Origin of the sequence: Saccharothrix luteola (assembly GCF_020859565.1) — a bacterium.
Taxonomy (GTDB): domain Bacteria; phylum Actinomycetota; class Actinomycetes; order Mycobacteriales; family Pseudonocardiaceae; genus Actinosynnema; species Actinosynnema luteola.
The window spans coordinates 249,956-264,557 of the sequence record NZ_JAJHUO010000005.1; the positions used below are offsets into that span (position 1 = coordinate 249,956).

Genomic DNA, 14,602 nt, shown 5'->3' on the forward strand with positions numbered 1-14,602 from the left:
CGCGCCGCGGCCGAGAGGCGGTCCGGTCCGGCTCAGCGCGTGGAATCACCTGGTCGCGGGCTGAGCGACAATGTGCGGGTGAACCCGTCCACCGCGCAGGCCAGGGTGCTCGTCGACGAGCTGATCCGCAACGACGTCCGGCACGTCGTGCTGAGCCCCGGATCGCGCAACGCGCCGCTGTCGTTCGCCCTGCACGAGGCAGCCGCGGCCGGCCGGCTCACCCTGCACGTCCGCGTGGACGAGCGCACCGCGGGCTTCCTCGCCCTCGGCCTGGCCAAGGGCAACGACGAGGTCACCGCCGTCACCTGCACGTCCGGCACCGCCGTGGCGAACCTGCACCCCGCCGTGCTGGAGGCCCGGCACGCGGGCGTCCCGGTCATCGCGCTCACCGCGGACCGGCCGGTCGAGCTCTACCGCACGGGCGCCAGCCAGACCGTGGACCAGCAGCGCGTCTTCGGCCTGGACACGCTCCAGTTCCCCATCGCCGAACGCCGGGAGAACCAGAACGGCCTGTGGCGCTCCCTGGTGTGCCGAGCCGTGGCCACCGCCCGCGAGCAGGGCCCGGTGCACGTCAACGTCCCGTTCCGCGAGCCGCTCGTGCCCGGGGGCGACGACGACTGGCCGGAGAGCCTGGACGGCCGCCCGTTCGACATGCCGTGGACCCGCACCGCCCGCCGCACGACGACCTCCACGCACGCCGCCGACCACCTCGGCCCGCGCACCCTGGTGATCGTCGGCGACACCGGGCACGACCTCTCCGACCTGGCCGAACGCGCCGGCTGGCCGGTCGTCGCCGAACCCACCGGACACGGCCTGCGCCACGGCACGCTCCTGCTCAACGCGGGCGAGCTGCCCGACCACCTCGTGCCGCAGGCCGTGGTCGTCGTCGGCCGCGCCACCCTGTCCCGCGGTGTGCTCAAGCTCATCGCGCGGACCCCGGTGGTGCACGTGCTGTCCGACGAGCTCGACTGGCCGGACCCGCAGTTCACCGCCACGCACACGTCGACCGACCTGGTCCTCGGCGAGCACGACGTGGACGACGACTGGCTCACCGCCTGGCAGCACGCGGACAAGGCGGTCGCCGACGTGGTGGACGGCCTGCTGGCGGAGGAGCCCTGGCCGACCGGGCTGCACGTGGCCCGCGACGTGGTCGCCGCGCTGCCGCCGGGCGCGAACCTGTTCCTCGGCTCGTCCAACCCGGTCCGCGACGTCGACCTGGTCGCCGAGCCGCGCCGCGACGTCCGCACCTACGCCAACCGGGGCGTGGCCGGCATCGACGGCAGCATCTCCACCGCCGCCGGCATCGCGCTCACCCGCGGCCCGACCTACGCCCTGATCGGCGACCTGACGTTCCTGCACGACGCGAACGGCCTGCTCATCGGTCCCGGCGAGCCGCGACCCGACCTGACCGTCGTCGTGCTCAACGACGACGGCGGCGGCATCTTCGCGTTGCTGGAGCAGGGTGCGAAAGAGCACGAGCGGACCTTCGAGCGCGTTTTCGGCACGCCGCACGGCGTCGACCTGAAGTCGTTGTGCGCGGCGCACCACGTGCCGCACGCGGAAGCCTCGACGCCGGACGAGTTGAGACGGGCGCTCGACCGGCCGAGCGGAATCCGGGTGGTGGAAATCCGGGCGGACCGGCACGAATTGCGCGATCTGCACCGACGGCTGAAGGCCGCCGTGTCAACCGCATTCCAATAGTGGGAATCCTACCGACGGGGGTACAGCCCGCCGGTGGCCGCGACTAGCTTCGCCGCATGTCCCTGAGAGCGAAGCTGACCCTCGGTACCGCCGCCGCGGCGTCCCTGCTCCTGCTGGCCGGCACGGCGACGGCGGCCGAACCGGGCGCACCCGGCATCGGCGACCCGTACTACCCGAATGCGGGCAACGGCGGGTACGACGTCTCCCATTACGACATCAGGCTCAACTACCAACCGGGCAACGACACGCTTTCCGGCACCACGACGATCCTGGCCAAAACCACCCAGGACTTGAGCCGGTTCAACCTCGACTTCCTGTTGAAGGTCAGTTCGGTCCGGGTGAACAACAAGGTCGCCGCGTTCTCGCAGTCCGGCGGCGAACTCGTCGTCGACCCGCGCGGCACGCTGCGCGAGGGCTCGAACGTGACGGTCGTCGTCACGTACTCCGACGTGCCCTCCACGCACGCCGTGGACGGCTACACGTCGTGGAAGCGGACGCCGGACGGCGCGCTGGCGATCGACCAGCCCGACATCGCGCCGTGGTGGTTCCCGAGCAACAACCACCCGACCGACAAGGCGAAGTTCGACATCTCGGTGGCCGTGCCCACCGGCGTCGAGGTGATCTCCAACGGCACGTTCGGCGGCACCGCCCAGCAGATCAACGGCTGGACCCGCTGGCGCTACCGCAGCCTGCAGCCGATGGCCACCTACCTGGCGTTCATCGCGATCGGCCAGTTCGAGATCCGCCAGTCGACCGCGCCGAACGGCCAGCCGGTGCTCAACGCCTACTCGGAGCGGCTCGGCGCGGACTACGGCGCGGCCGTGGCCAGCATCGAGCGCACGCCCGAGGTGACGGAGTTCCTGGAGACGCAGTTCGGGCCGTACCCGTTCGAGGCGCAGGGCGGCGTCGCGACGCCGGGCATCGGCTTCGCGCTGGAGAACCAGACCCGCTCGACCTACGACACCGCGTTCTTCCGCCGCGGCGCGAACACCTACGTCGTGGCGCACGAGGTCGGGCACCAGTGGTTCGGCGACTCGGTGTCCGTGCAGGGCTGGAAGGACATCTGGCTGAACGAGGGCTTCGCCAGCTACGCGGAGTGGCTGTGGTCCGAGCACGTCGGCGAGGGCACGGTCCAGGAGAACTCGGACTTCGTCTACGCCTCCTACCCGGCCGACAGCCCGTTCTGGCAGGTCCTGCCCGGTGACCCGGGCGCGTCGAACCAGTTCCACGGCGCCGTGTACGACCGCGGCGCGCTCACCGTGCACGCGTTGCGCGGCGAGATCGGCGACGAGGCGTTCTTCGAGCTGCTGCGGGAGTGGCCGGCGGCGAAGCGCAACGGCAACGCGACGACGGACGAGTTCATCGCGTTCGCCGAGAAGCTGTCCGGCAAGCAGCTCGACGAGCTGTTCCAGACCTGGCTGTTCACGCCCGGCAAGCCGGCGGTCGCGCCGGGCGCGGCCGGTTTCGCGGCACGTGCCGCGACCGTGACCGAGCCGAAGTCGTTCAAGAAGATCCAGGAGACGCGCGAGCTGCTCGCGGGTCACCAGCACTGATCGCAAGGTGAAGGGCCGCCCGCGACGTCCGGGGGCGGCCCTTCGCGCGTCAGTCGGTCCGGCCGATGCCGTCGACCACCTTCGTGGTGACGGCCGCGTAGCCCATCACGGTCCCCGGCGGGATGAAGGACCAGTGGGGTTGCGGCCCGGTGACGGTGCGCTCGCCGATGAAGTCACCGGTGGCCGGGTCCACGATCAGCTCGCGCCGCTCGTGCACGTCCTCGACCGTGATCGCGACGCCCACGCGGCCGTCCAGGTTGGCCTTGCCGTCGGTCACCGTCACGCCGTCGAGCAGCGCGAGCGCCCGGTAGAGCGAGGCGCGCAGGTCGGCGGGCACGAGGCCGGTGCGCAGCAAGTACACGGCGGAGTGGAACGGCATGTTCGTCGTGCCCCCGACCTGGTGCACGCCGGCCGTGCGGTCGTGCAGCCACTGGAGGAGGGCTTGGGGGTCGCGCGGGAACTGCGCGTAGTACTCAGGGTGGCTCGGGTGGTCGGGGTCTCCGCACCCCGGCGGCGGGGCGACCCCGTAGAAGTAGCCGCACTCGCCGCGGCGTTCGCCCTGCTCGAAGTCGCTCGGTCCGGGCAGCGGCGCCTCGGACTGCGGCACGGTGCCGCCGAGCCACTTCACGCCCTCCAACCGGGCGCGTCGGTTCATCCAGTCCTGGGTGATGTCCTGCGGGATCCAGGTCTCGTCGCGTGATTCGACCAGGTAGATGTAGGCGGTCCTCGGTGCCTGGGGCGACGGCGACACGTAGTACGAGCTCCACTCGTGCGCCGCGACGTAGCGGTACTGGCCCGGTCCGAGCGGCTGGTCCGTGGCGGTGATCGCGTCGGCCGCCTGCGCCAGGTACTCCCGCGCGGACAGCAGTTCGACGCCTGCCGGCGCGCCGGCGGTCGTCCCGGGCGCGGGTGCCTGCCCGGTCCCGCTGCCCACCGCGACCACGCCCGCGATCAGGGCCGCCGCCGCGGCCACGGCGACGGGCGCGAGCCACCGCGTGCCGCCGCGTCGCTTCGGGGTCACCGGGTCCGCCGCCGCGGCCAGGACGCGGGCCCGGACGGCGTCGAGCGGCACGTCGGCGGTGCGGACGTCGTGGTGGAGCTGGTCGAGCGCGTCGTCGAGTTCACGCATCGCGGTTCTCCTCGGTGAGCAGGGCTTGGAGCCGGGTGCGGACCCGGTGCAGCCGGGAGCGGACGGTGCCGGCGGGCTCGCCGAGCGCGGCGGCCACCTCGGTCGGGCTCAGCCCGGCCCACGAGGTGAGCAGGAGCGCGTCGCGGTCCACGTCACGCAGGTCCGCCAAGGCTCGGGTGAGCAGTTCGGCGCGGCGCTGGGCGTCCACCCGGTCGGCGACCGCGCCGCCGTGGTCGGGTTCGGGGCGGCCGACCGCGCGCAGTCCGGCGCGCCGGCCGCGGGTCTCCCGGCGGACGTGCTCGCGCACGAGGTTGGTGGCGATCCCGTAGAGCCAGCCCTTCACGGGCGCGCGCTCGGGGTCGTAGCTGTGCCGCCGCTTCAACGCCACCAGGAACGTCTCGGCGACCAGGTCGTCGGCCGCCGCGTCACCGACGCGGCCGGCCAGGTAACCGCGCAGCTGCCGGGCGTGCGCGTCGAACAGCTCGGCGAACGCGGCCGTGACGTCCGGCCCGCGCAGGTCGGGAGGTTTGTCCAGTGCTGTGGTCACGTACCGGTTGGCCGAAGTGCCCTCGGACGTCCCGGTGACGTGCGTCACATGCCTTCGAGAGCTTCCCGAAAGGGCAGCATCTTGGCGTGCGCCTCGTGGACCTCGGAGTCCGGGTCCGACTCGGCGACCAGGCCGCAACCGGCGAACAGCCGCGCCGTGCGGCCGTCCACCTGCGCGCAGCGCAGCGCGACGCCGAGCTCGCCGTCGCCGTTGCCGTCGATCCAGCCGACGGGGCCCGCGTAGCGACCGCGGTCCATGCCCTCCAGCTCCTCGATCATCGCGATGGCGTCCGCGCGCGGCGTGCCGCCGACGGCCGCCGTGGGGTGCAGCGCCTCGCCCAGCGCGAGCAGCGACGGCGTGCCGCTGAGCGTGCCGATGACGTCGCTGGACAGGTGCGACACGTTCGGCAGCCGCAGCACCGAGGGTCCTTCCACCGACATGGTGTCGCAGAACGGCTGCAGCGTCTGCACCAGCGACGCCACCGCGTACTCGTGCTCGTCGCGGTTCTTGCCCGACGACAGCAGCGCGGCGGCCAGCTCGTCGTCCGACATGCCGTCGTGCGGCCACGTCGTGCCCGCGAGCACGCGTGAGTCGACCACGGACCCGCTGCGCCGCAGCAGCAGCTCGGGCGTGGCGCCGATCAGGCCGTCCACGGCGTACACCCAGCACTCGGGGTACCGCCGGGCCAGGCCTTCGAGCACGAACCGGTGGTCGATGTCGACGTCGGCGACCGCGAGCAGGTCGTGTGCCAGCACGACTTTCTCCAGCTCGCCCGCGCGCATCCGCTCGACCGCCGCGCGCACGGCCTCGCGGTACCCGGTGACGGACACCTGCCCGTCGCTGTAGCGGACCTCCGTCGGTTTGCGCACGGGCTCGACCCGTCGCTTGCCGCCGTTGCCGATCGTGGTCAGCCAGCTGTGCCCGTTGCGGCGGCCGAGCACGACCTCGGGCACCACGAGCACCGAGCGGCCGGGTCGGTCGGCGAACGCCATGCTGACGAACGCCACCGGTCCGGCGCCGGGCACGCCCACCTCGTCGTCCACCACGAGGTCGTCGGTGAACTCGCGCCACCAGCGGTCGGCGGCGGCGAACCGATCCGGTCCCGACACCTCGAACCGGGCCGCCTCACCCCATCCGACCAGGCCCGTTCCGTCCCGCACCCAACTCAGCGCACCGGTCGGCGCGGGTAGCCCGCCCAGCAGGTCGTCGCCCGCGACGCGCCTGGTGTGCACGCGCAGCCGTTGTCGGGTCCGCGAGGCAGGAGCTGAGGTCACGGCGTCGAGGGTATGGACTCGTCGCTGAGATCCGGCGCGGAGGCCGCCCTAGACTCCTCAGTTGTGGTGGACGACGCAGTGCGGACAGGTGCCCGCCCTCAGGCTCGGCTCCTGGTCAGCCGGGCGTTGGTGCTGCTGGGCGCGGTGGTGACGCTGATCGGGGTGATCCTGCTCGCGGCGTGCTGGCGCGATGACCTGATGATCTCCAAGCGGCTGGGCAAGGCGACCGCCGAGGTGGTGTCCGTCTCGTTCCAGCGGACCGTGGTGCGCTTCGCCACGCCGGACGGCGCGGTGCACAGCCCGTCGCAGGGCCTGCTGTACCCGGAAGGGCTCGAGCCGGGCCAGCTCGTGCGCATCGAGTACGACACGGCCGACCCCGAGGTGGCGCGGGTCGCCGGGCGCACGGCCGTGCTCGCGCTGCTGCCGATCGGCACCTTCCTGCTGGCGGTGTGGGCCGTGCTGTTGCCGCTGCTCTGGTGGGTCCGCCGGCGGTTGTGACAGTCCTGCCGTAAATCGGCCTCCAGGTGTAACATCGGGTGCATGGACCTGGAGGCGCAGTTCGAGCGCACCGTCGCGGCCGAGCAGCGCGTCGAGCCGCGCGACTGGATGCCCGACGGCTACCGGAAGACGCTGATCCGGCAGATCGCGCAGCACGCGCACTCCGAGATCATCGGCATGCAGCCCGAGGGCAACTGGATCAGCCGCGCGCCCTCGCTGCGCCGCAAGGCGATCCTGCTGGCCAAGGTCCAGGACGAGGCGGGGCACGGGCTGTACCTGTACGCGGCGACCGAGACCCTCGGCGCGGACCGCGGCGAGCTGACCGAGAAGCTGATCACGGGTCGGCAGAAGTACTCCTCGATCTTCAACTACCCCACGCTGTCCTACGCCGACGTCGGCGTGATCGGCTGGCTCGTCGACGGGGCCGCGATCTGCAACCAGGTGCCGCTGTGCCGCACCTCCTACGGGCCGTACGCGCGGGCGATGATCCGCATCTGCAAGGAGGAGTCCTTCCACCAGCGGCAGGGCTACGAGCTGCTGATGACGATGATGTCCGGCACCGACGCCCAGCGCGCGATGGTGCAGGAGTCGGTGAACCGCTGGTGGTGGCCGTCGCTGATGATGTTCGGCCCGCCGGACGCCGAGTCGTCCAACACCGAGCAGTCGATGAAGTGGCGGATCAAGCGCAACACCAACGACGAGCTGCGGCAGAAGTTCGTCGACATGACCGTGCCGCAGGCGGAGAAGCTGGGCGTGACGCTGCCCGACCCGGAGCTGAGGTGGAACGCCGAGCGCGGGCACCACGACTTCGGCCAACCGGACTGGGACGAGTTCTGGCAGGTCGTCGGCGGGAACGGGCCGACGAACGCGCAGCGCGTCGAGCACCGGCGCAAGGCGCACGAGGACGGCGAGTGGGTGCGTGCCGCGGCTGCCGCGCACGCTTCGAAGCACCTGGCTCGGGAAGGTGTGGCATGAGCGAGCTTGCGAGCGAATCATCCAACACAGTGTTCTGGGCTCTTGTCACGCCGAGCCCTGGCGAGGTGTGCACATGAGTTCGTCGTGGCCGCTGTGGGAAGTGTTCGTGCGCGGCAAGCGCGGGTTGAACCACGTGCACGTCGGGTCGCTGCACGCGCCGGACGCCGAGATGGCGCTCCGCAACGCGCGTGACGTCTACACCCGGCGCAACGAGGGCGTGTCGATCTGGGTGGTGCCCGCGACGGCGATCACCGCGTCGTCGCCGGACGAGAAGGACCCGTTCTTCGAGCCGAGTGGGGACAAGGTCTACCGGCACCCGACGTTCTACGAGATCCCCGAGGACGTGCCGCACCTATGACCCGGGTGCGGGTGTCCCGCAGAACACAGTGACAACGCCCCCCGACGAACGTGCGGTGACGCGATGAGCTTTGACAACGCGTACGAATCTTTGATCGACCACGAGGACGCGCACTGGGCGTTCGGCACCGGGTTCTCCGAGCCGCTGGCCGGGGTGGACCGCGAGGTGCCCGACGTCGACCGCGCCGACCTGGCCGCGTACTGCCTGATGCTCGGCGACGACGCCCTGGTCATGTCCCAGCGGCTGGCCGAGTGGTGCTCCCGCGCGCCGGAGCTGGAGGAGGACGTCGCGCTGGCCAACATCGCGCTCGACCTGCTCGGCCAGTCCCGGATGCTGCTGACCAGGGCGGGCGAGGTCGAGGGCGCGGGCCGGGACGAGGACGCGCTGGCGTACCTGCGCGACGAGCGCGACTTCCGCAACGTGCACCTGGCGGAGATCGAGTGCGGGCCGTTCGCGGGCGGCGACTTCGCCACGACCATGGCGCGGCTGCTGGTGTTCTCGTCGTGGAAGCTCGCGCAGTTCTCGCGGCTGCGCGCGAGCGCCGACCCCGTGCTGGCGGCCGTGGCGGAGAAGGCCGTGAAGGAGCTGGCCTACCACCGCGACCACGCCGCCCAGTGGGTCGTGCGGCTCGGCGACGGCACCGAGGAGTCGCACCGGCGGATGCGGGCCGGGTTGGCGCGGGTGTGGCCGTTCCTGGACGAGCTGTTCACCGCGCACGCGGTCGAGCTGCGGTTGGCCGGTGTCGCGGTCGACCCGGCCGAGCTGCGGTCCGAAGTGGACGGTGTGCTGGACGCGGTGCTGGCGGCGGCGCGGCTGGCGCGGCCGGCCGACGTGCCCGCGGCGCGCGTCAACGGGCTGGCGGGGCGCGACGGCGTGCACACCGAGGCGTTCGGCTACCTGCTGGCCGAGATGCAGCACCTGCACCGGTCGTTGCCGGGAGCGGTCTGGTGAGCGCCCTCGACGTCGCCGCGCGCGTCCGCGACCCGGAGCTGCCGGTGCTGACGCTGGCCGACCTCGGCGTGCTGCGCGACGTGACCGAGTCCGAAGGGCGGGTCTCGGTGACGATCACGCCCACCTACTCGGGGTGCCCGGCGATCGACGAGATGGCCGCAGACCTGCGGCGGTCGTTGCTGGCGGCGGGGTACGCGGCGGTGGACGTGCGGCTGTCGCTCTCGCCCGCGTGGACCACGGACTGGATCAGCGAGGCCGGGTTGCGCAAGCTGCGGGAGGCGGGCATCGCGCCGCCGTCCCGGCTGGGGCCGCGCGCGGTCGGTCCGGTGCCGTTGACCCTGACGCCGCCGTCGCGCCGGGTGGCGTGCCCGCGCTGCGGGTCGTCGCGGACGGCGGAGGTGTCGCGCTTCGGGTCGACGGCGTGCAAGGCGCTGCGCCGGTGCGCGGACTGCGCCGAGCCGTTCGAGCACGTGAAGGAGATCTGATGGCTCGGCCGGTGTTCCACAAGCTGACCGTCGCGTCGGTCGAGCAGCTGTGCTCGGACGCCGTCGCGGTGACGTTCGAGGTGCCCCCGTCGCTGGCCGCGGACTTCGCGTTCGCGCCGGGGCAGTACCTGACCCTGCGCAACGGCGACGAGCGGCGGTCGTACTCGATCTGCGCGCCCGCCGGCGGTCCGCTGCGGATCGGGGTGCGGCGGGTGGACGGCGGGCTGTTCTCCACGCTGCTGGTGGACCGGTTGCAGCGCGGTGACGTGCTGGAGGTCCTGCCGCCGCAGGGCGGCTTCACGCCGTCCGGCGGATCGCACCACGGTCTGCTGGTGGCCGGGTCCGGCATCACGCCGGCGTTGTCGATCGCGGCGTCGGTGCTGGCCGGCGGGGCGCGGGTGACGATGGTGTACGGGAACCGGCGTGCGGACACGGTGATGTTCGCCGAGGAGCTGGCGGACCTGAAGGACCGCTACCCGGCGCGGTTCCAGCTGGTGCACGTGCTGTCGCGGGAGCCGCGCGACGTCGAGCTGTTCACCGGGCGGTTGGACGCCGCGAAGCTGCGGGCGTTGTTCTCGACTGTGGTGCCGTGGGCGGATGTCGACGCGTGGTGGCTGTGCGGGCCGTACGGGATGGTGCGGGACGCGGAGGACGTGCTGGGTGCGTTGGGCGTGCCCGCGACGTCCGTGCACCACGAGCTGTTCTACGTGGACGAGCCGCCGCCCCCGCCGCGCCGCGCGGAGACCTCCTCGGCCGCCGCCGCCACGGCGACCGTGATCCTGGACGGGCGGACCACCGAAGTGCCGCTGCCGGCGGACGTGCCGATCCTCGACGCGGCCCAGCGGGTGCGCGCGGACCTGCCGTTCGCGTGCAAGGGCGGCGTGTGCGGGACGTGCCGCGCGCTGGTCACCTCCGGTGAGGTGGAGATGCGGCGGAACTACGCGCTGGAGCCGCGCGAGGTCGAGGCCGGTTTCGTCCTGACCTGCCAATCGGTCGCCGTGACCTCGGCGGTTACCGTGGATTACGACGCCTGATCTGGCACATTGGGCGCATGGCACGGTCGGCGCTCTGGGGACTGCTCATCGGCACGGCGCTGATGACGATGTTGTTCATGTTCACGTTGGCCGCGCCGTCGTCGTCCGACGGCGAGTCCGCGCCGGTCCTGGCGTCCCTGATCGCGTCGGGGATGTTCGGCGTGGTCCTGGGGGGCGTGCCGGGAACCGTGGTCGGCTTCGTGGTCGGAGCCATCCGCCACCGCTCCCGACCCCCTGCCCACCTGCCACCGCCACCCCCGCCGCCACGCCCGCTGCCCGTCCCGCCCCCGGTGAACGACCGCTGGTCGGCGATGGTGGGCCGCTGCGAGCTGGCCGTGCGCCGCGTGCACGCCGCCGTGGCCACCGTGCCCGCCTCGCCGGCGCGGGAGTGGCTGGAGCGCATCGCCGGCCAGTTCGCCGCCGAACTGCCGGACGTCCGCCGGATCGCCGACCTGGGCCGCGCCCTGGACGCCGACCAGCACCACCCGGTGACCGAGCGCCTGAACGCCGCCGTCCGCGACTTCACGTCGTTCGAGGACGAGGTGGGCCGGGCCGCCCTCCGGCTGCTGAACCAGTCGTCCCTGGACGCCGTCCGCACCGACCTCGAGGTCCTGGAACAACAACTGCCGCACCTGGGCTACAGCTGAAGCGGGTCGCCTAGCGGGACGTGGACGCCGCCTGCCACCAGGCCAGGACTTCCTCCGCCACCTCCGGCATGGCCACGAGCAGGCCGTCCACCGGCAGGGGGGCGTCCTCGCCCCTCCGGTCCAGCACGGCGGCGCCCGACTCGACGGCCAGGGCGACCGCGCCGGCCACGTCCCACTCGTGGTAGCTGTCCAGCACGGCGGCGGCGGCGTGGCCCAGGGCCACTTGGGCGACGGCCAGGGCCTTCGAGCCCAGCACCCGCACGCCCGTGCCCGCCACGGCGGCCCGGGAGATGAACTCGCCCATCCCCGGCCACGGGCCCGTCCGCGTCATCTCCGTGCACACGATGGAGCTGACCGCCTGGTCGCCGAGCCGCACCGGCGTGCCGTTCGCCCGCATGCCGCGCCCCCGTGCGGCGGCGTAGATCTGGGCCCGGTACGGGTCCGCGACCACGCCGACGACCGGCCCCCACCGGTCGATCAACGCCAGGCTGTACGCGCACCACGGCACCCCGGCGACGTAGTTCGCGGTCCCGTCGACCGGGTCGACCACCCAGCGGAACTCCGCGTCGCTCACCACGTCGCTGTCGGTGTCCTCGCAGAACACCGGGATGTCCGGGAACTCGGCCGTCAGCACCCGCCGCGTGTGCCGCTCCAACGTCCGGTCGGTGTCGGTCACCCAGTCGAACGGCGACGTCTCGTCATCGGGTCGCGCACCGCGCCCCGCGGTGGCCATGATCACGTCGGACGCGTCGTTGGCGAGTCGACCGGCTATCTCCAGCGCGATCGACACCAGGCCGGGATCGACGGGCTGCGCGGGTCGGGACGACAAGACGGTCATGCCGACCTAGTGTCACCGCACAGAGTGACCGCGCCACGTACTCCAGGTGAACCCGTGGCCAACGTCAACCGCGACGCGAGGTGTTCGGCGGGCGTTCGCAGAGCTGTCACGCCGCCGTGTCCTTCGCACCGCATGGTGATCGGCGTGCGCGTAGCGATCGTCACCGAGAGCTTCCTGCCCCAGGTCAACGGGGTCACCAACTCGGTACTGCGGGTCCTGGAACACCTCCGAGCGCACGGCCACCGGGCGTTGGTGGTGGCCCCCGGCGCCGGTGCCGACCACCACCTCGGCACGCCGGTCGTGCGCGTGCCCGCGGTGGACCTGCCGAGGTTCAGCTCGCTGCCCGTCGGGGTGCCGACGCGCAAGGTGCTGACCGCGTTGGCCGACTTCAGGCCGGACGTCGTGCACCTGGCGAGCCCGTTCGTGATGGGCGCCCGCGGCCTGTCCGCCGCGCGCAGGCTGGGCATCCCGACCGTCGCGGTCTACCAGACCGACATCGCCGGGTTCGCCGGCCACTACGGCCTCGGCCTCACCGCCCGCGCCGCCTGGCGGTGGACGCGTCGGCTGCACGCGCAGGCCGACCGCACGCTCGCGCCGTCGACGTGGGCCGTCGAGGCGCTCCAGGAGCACGGCGTGCCGCGCGTGCACAGGTGGGGGCGTGGCGTGGACGTCGAGCTGTTCCACCCGTCGCGGCGGGACGACGCGCTGCGCGCTTCGCTGGCGCCGAGCGGTGAGCTGCTCGTCGGGTACGTCGGTCGGCTGTCGCCGGAGAAGCGGGTGGACCGGCTCGCGGCGCTCGCCGACCTGCCCGGCGTGCGGCTGGTGGTGGTCGGGGAGGGGCCGGAGGAGGCGCAGTTGCGGCACGACCTGCCGCGCGCGGCGTTCCTCGGGTTCAAGAGCGGCACGGACCTGGCCAGGGCGTACGCGAGCTTGGACGTGTTCGTGCACACGGGCCCGCACGAGACGTTCTGCCAGGCCGTGCAGGAGGCGTTGGCCAGCGGTGTGCCGGTGGTCGCGCCGGACGCGGGCGGGCCGCGTGACCTGGTCCAACCCAACACCGGCTACCTGTTCGCCGACGACGGGCAGCTCCGGCGGGCGGTGGTGGAGCTGGGCGACCCGCTGCGCCGCCGCCAGTTCGGGCAGGCGGCCCGGCGCTGGGTGCGCGGGCGCACGTGGTCGGCCGTGTGCGACGAGCTGCTGGGCCACTACGCGGCCGTGCTGGACCTGCCGGAGCGCCGGGCGGCATGAAGCGGGCAAGCATGAAGATCGGGCAAGCATGAAGATCGTCCAGCTGGCCAACTTCTACGGTCCGCGTTCCGGCGGCCTGCGCACGGCGCTGCACCACCTCGGCGCCGGTTACGCGGCGAACGGGCACCAGGTCACGTTGGTCGTCCCGGGCGCCGCGCACGCCGACGAGGAGCTGTCGCCGGGCGTGCGGCGGGTGACGCTGCCCGCGCCGCGCATCCCCGGCACCGGCGGGTACCGGGCGGTGGACCCGTGGCGCGTGCGCGTGCTGCTCGACCACCTGTCGCCCGACCGGCTGGAGGTGTCGGACCGGCTCACGTTGCGCGGCATGGGCCGGTGGGCGGCGGCGCGCGGCGTGCCGAGCGTGGTGATCTCGCACGAGCGGCTGGACCGGCTGCTGGAGCAGTTCCTGCTGCCCACGCCGTTGGCGCGGCGGGGTGCGGACTGGGCGAACGCGCGGATGGCCGCGTCCTACGACACGGTGGTGTGCACGACGGAGTTCGCGCGGGAGGAGTTCGACCGGATCGGCGCGCGCAACGTGGCCCGCGTGCCGCTCGGCGTCGACCTGCGCACGTTCACGCCGACCCGGCACGACCGGTCGTTGCGGGCGGACCTGGCGCGGGGCGCCGACGCGCTGCTCGTGCACTGCGGGCGGTTGTCGGCGGAGAAGCACGTCGAGCGCAGCGTCGACACGGCGGCGGAGCTGCACGCGGCCGGGCACGACGTGCGGCTGGTCATCGCCGGCGACGGTCCGCGCCGGGAGGCGTTGGAACGCCGTGCCGCCGGTCTGCCGGTGACGTTCCTGGGGTTCGTCGGCCGGCGCACGGACGTCGCCGACCTCCTCGCCACCGCCGACGTCTCGCTGGCGCCGGGCCCGCACGAGACGTTCGGCCTGGCCGCCCTGGAAGCCCTGGCCTCCGGCACCCCGGTGGTCGTCTCGGCGTCCTCGGCGCTGCGCGAGATCGTCCGCCCGTCCTGCGGCGCCGCCGTGCCCGACCACGCCCCGGCGTTCGCCGGCGCCGTGACCACCCTGCTGGACCACCCCGAACCGACCCGCCGCTCCGCCGCCCGTGCCCGCGCCGAGGAGTACCCCTGGCAAGCCGCCGTCACCGGAATGCTGACCGCCCTCCGCGCCACCTGACCCCCACCCCCGCGCGTGTCGAACCTTCAGCGCCCGCGTGTCGAACCTTCAGGTCGCGCGTGTCGAACCTTCAGGCCCGGCGTGTCGAACCTTCAGGACCCCCGAGTTCAACACTCGCGCGCCGACACCCAGCCCTGAGTGTGGAACTCGGGGGTCCTGAGCGTTCGACACGGGGGTCCTGAGCGTTCGACACGCGGGACCTGAGCGTTCGACACGCGCGTTCTTG

The 14,602-nt window shown here is 72.9% G+C and carries 15 protein-coding genes; 11 read left to right on the plus strand and 4 right to left on the minus strand.

Annotated features, from left to right (window positions below; translation table 11 throughout):
- The first annotated feature begins 78 nt into the window (after positions 1-78).
- Complete coding sequence (gene menD, locus LNK82_RS08625) at positions 79-1,701, plus strand: 2-succinyl-5-enolpyruvyl-6-hydroxy-3-cyclohexene-1-carboxylic-acid synthase (RefSeq protein ID WP_230566412.1); 1,623 nt, start codon at positions 79-81, stop codon at positions 1,699-1,701.
- 56 nt (positions 1,702-1,757) lie between these two features.
- A complete protein-coding gene (locus LNK82_RS08630; protein ID WP_230566413.1) occupies positions 1,758-3,254 on the plus strand; it encodes a M1 family metallopeptidase in 1,497 nt (498 codons plus the stop codon).
- Between the two features lie 49 nt (positions 3,255-3,303).
- On the opposite strand, the gene LNK82_RS08635 is transcribed toward LNK82_RS08630, so the two are convergent.
- From LNK82_RS08635 to LNK82_RS08645, 3 genes are read right to left on the minus strand one after another with little or no spacing between them, the layout of a single operon-like run.
- Positions 3,304-4,383, minus strand: coding sequence for a CU044_5270 family protein (locus LNK82_RS08635; RefSeq protein ID WP_230566414.1), 1,080 nt, complete (start codon positions 4,381-4,383; stop codon positions 3,304-3,306).
- On the minus strand, positions 4,376-4,930 hold the full coding sequence (locus LNK82_RS08640) for an RNA polymerase sigma factor (protein ID WP_230566415.1): 555 nt from the start codon (positions 4,928-4,930) through the stop codon (positions 4,376-4,378). Before LNK82_RS08640 ends, LNK82_RS08635 begins: the two co-directional genes overlap by 8 nt.
- A gap of 44 nt (positions 4,931-4,974) precedes the next feature.
- Entirely contained in the window at positions 4,975-6,204 is a 1,230-nt protein-coding gene (locus LNK82_RS08645; RefSeq protein ID WP_230566416.1) for an isochorismate synthase, read from the minus strand.
- A 12-nt stretch (positions 6,205-6,216) separates the two neighbouring features.
- Here LNK82_RS08645 and LNK82_RS08650 point away from each other — a divergent pair, with 12 nt between their 5' ends.
- The 7 genes from LNK82_RS08650 to LNK82_RS08680 all read left to right on the plus strand — a co-directional run bounded on the left by LNK82_RS08650 (position 6,217) and on the right by LNK82_RS08680 (position 11,152).
- Complete coding sequence (locus tag LNK82_RS08650) at positions 6,217-6,702, plus strand: DUF3592 domain-containing protein (RefSeq protein ID WP_230566417.1); 486 nt, start codon at positions 6,217-6,219, stop codon at positions 6,700-6,702.
- 42 nt (positions 6,703-6,744) lie between these two features.
- Entirely contained in the window at positions 6,745-7,677 is a 933-nt protein-coding gene (gene paaA, locus LNK82_RS08655; RefSeq protein WP_230566418.1) for a 1,2-phenylacetyl-CoA epoxidase subunit PaaA, read from the plus strand.
- 73 nt (positions 7,678-7,750) lie between these two features.
- Positions 7,751-8,035 carry a 1,2-phenylacetyl-CoA epoxidase subunit PaaB gene (paaB, locus tag LNK82_RS08660; RefSeq protein ID WP_158845120.1) on the plus strand — a complete coding sequence of 95 codons (285 nt, stop codon included), beginning with the start codon at positions 7,751-7,753 and terminating at the stop codon, positions 8,033-8,035.
- A 63-nt stretch (positions 8,036-8,098) separates the two neighbouring features.
- Positions 8,099-8,986, plus strand: a complete 888-nt coding sequence (gene paaC, locus LNK82_RS08665) for a 1,2-phenylacetyl-CoA epoxidase subunit PaaC (protein WP_230566419.1) — start codon at positions 8,099-8,101, stop codon at positions 8,984-8,986.
- Complete coding sequence (paaD, locus tag LNK82_RS08670) at positions 8,980-9,471, plus strand: 1,2-phenylacetyl-CoA epoxidase subunit PaaD (RefSeq protein ID WP_230566537.1); 492 nt, start codon at positions 8,980-8,982, stop codon at positions 9,469-9,471. The genes paaC and paaD overlap by 7 nt, the downstream gene beginning before the upstream one ends.
- A complete protein-coding gene (paaE, locus tag LNK82_RS08675; RefSeq protein WP_230566420.1) occupies positions 9,471-10,505 on the plus strand; it encodes a 1,2-phenylacetyl-CoA epoxidase subunit PaaE in 1,035 nt (344 codons plus the stop codon). The genes paaD and paaE overlap by 1 nt, the downstream gene beginning before the upstream one ends.
- A 17-nt stretch (positions 10,506-10,522) precedes the next feature.
- A complete protein-coding gene (locus LNK82_RS08680) occupies positions 10,523-11,152 on the plus strand; it encodes a hypothetical protein (protein WP_230566421.1) in 630 nt (209 codons plus the stop codon).
- A 10-nt stretch (positions 11,153-11,162) separates the two neighbouring features.
- Here LNK82_RS08680 and LNK82_RS08685 read toward each other — a convergent pair whose 3' ends face one another.
- Positions 11,163-11,990, minus strand: coding sequence for an inositol monophosphatase family protein (locus LNK82_RS08685; RefSeq protein ID WP_053715316.1), 828 nt, complete (start codon positions 11,988-11,990; stop codon positions 11,163-11,165).
- Positions 11,991-12,134: 144 nt separating this feature from the next.
- Between LNK82_RS08685 and LNK82_RS08690 the strand changes: the two genes are divergently transcribed.
- Together LNK82_RS08690 and LNK82_RS08695 are read left to right on the plus strand one after the other, a co-directional pair.
- Entirely contained in the window at positions 12,135-13,238 is a 1,104-nt protein-coding gene (locus LNK82_RS08690) for a glycosyltransferase family 4 protein (RefSeq protein WP_230566422.1), read from the plus strand.
- Positions 13,239-13,266: 28 nt separating this feature from the next.
- Positions 13,267-14,376, plus strand: coding sequence for a glycosyltransferase (locus tag LNK82_RS08695; protein ID WP_230566423.1), 1,110 nt, complete (start codon positions 13,267-13,269; stop codon positions 14,374-14,376).
- Positions 14,377-14,602 lie beyond the last annotated feature (226 nt).

Coding starts and splice junctions, on each gene's coding strand:
- paaE (WP_230566420.1), top strand. CDS start 9,471: ATGGCTCGGCCGGTGTTCCACAAGCTGACCGTCGCGTCGGTCGAGCAG.
- LNK82_RS08680 (WP_230566421.1), top strand. CDS start 10,523: ATGGCACGGTCGGCGCTCTGGGGACTGCTCATCGGCACGGCGCTGATG.
- LNK82_RS08630 (WP_230566413.1), top strand. CDS start 1,758: ATGTCCCTGAGAGCGAAGCTGACCCTCGGTACCGCCGCCGCGGCGTCC.
- LNK82_RS08695 (WP_230566423.1), top strand. CDS start 13,267: ATGAAGATCGTCCAGCTGGCCAACTTCTACGGTCCGCGTTCCGGCGGC.
- paaC (WP_230566419.1), top strand. CDS start 8,099: ATGAGCTTTGACAACGCGTACGAATCTTTGATCGACCACGAGGACGCG.
- paaB (WP_158845120.1), top strand. CDS start 7,751: ATGAGTTCGTCGTGGCCGCTGTGGGAAGTGTTCGTGCGCGGCAAGCGC.
- LNK82_RS08685 (WP_053715316.1), bottom strand. CDS start 11,990: ATGACCGTCTTGTCGTCCCGACCCGCGCAGCCCGTCGATCCCGGCCTG.
- LNK82_RS08650 (WP_230566417.1), top strand. CDS start 6,217: ATGGACTCGTCGCTGAGATCCGGCGCGGAGGCCGCCCTAGACTCCTCA.
- paaA (WP_230566418.1), top strand. CDS start 6,745: ATGGACCTGGAGGCGCAGTTCGAGCGCACCGTCGCGGCCGAGCAGCGC.
- LNK82_RS08635 (WP_230566414.1), bottom strand. CDS start 4,383: ATGCGTGAACTCGACGACGCGCTCGACCAGCTCCACCACGACGTCCGC.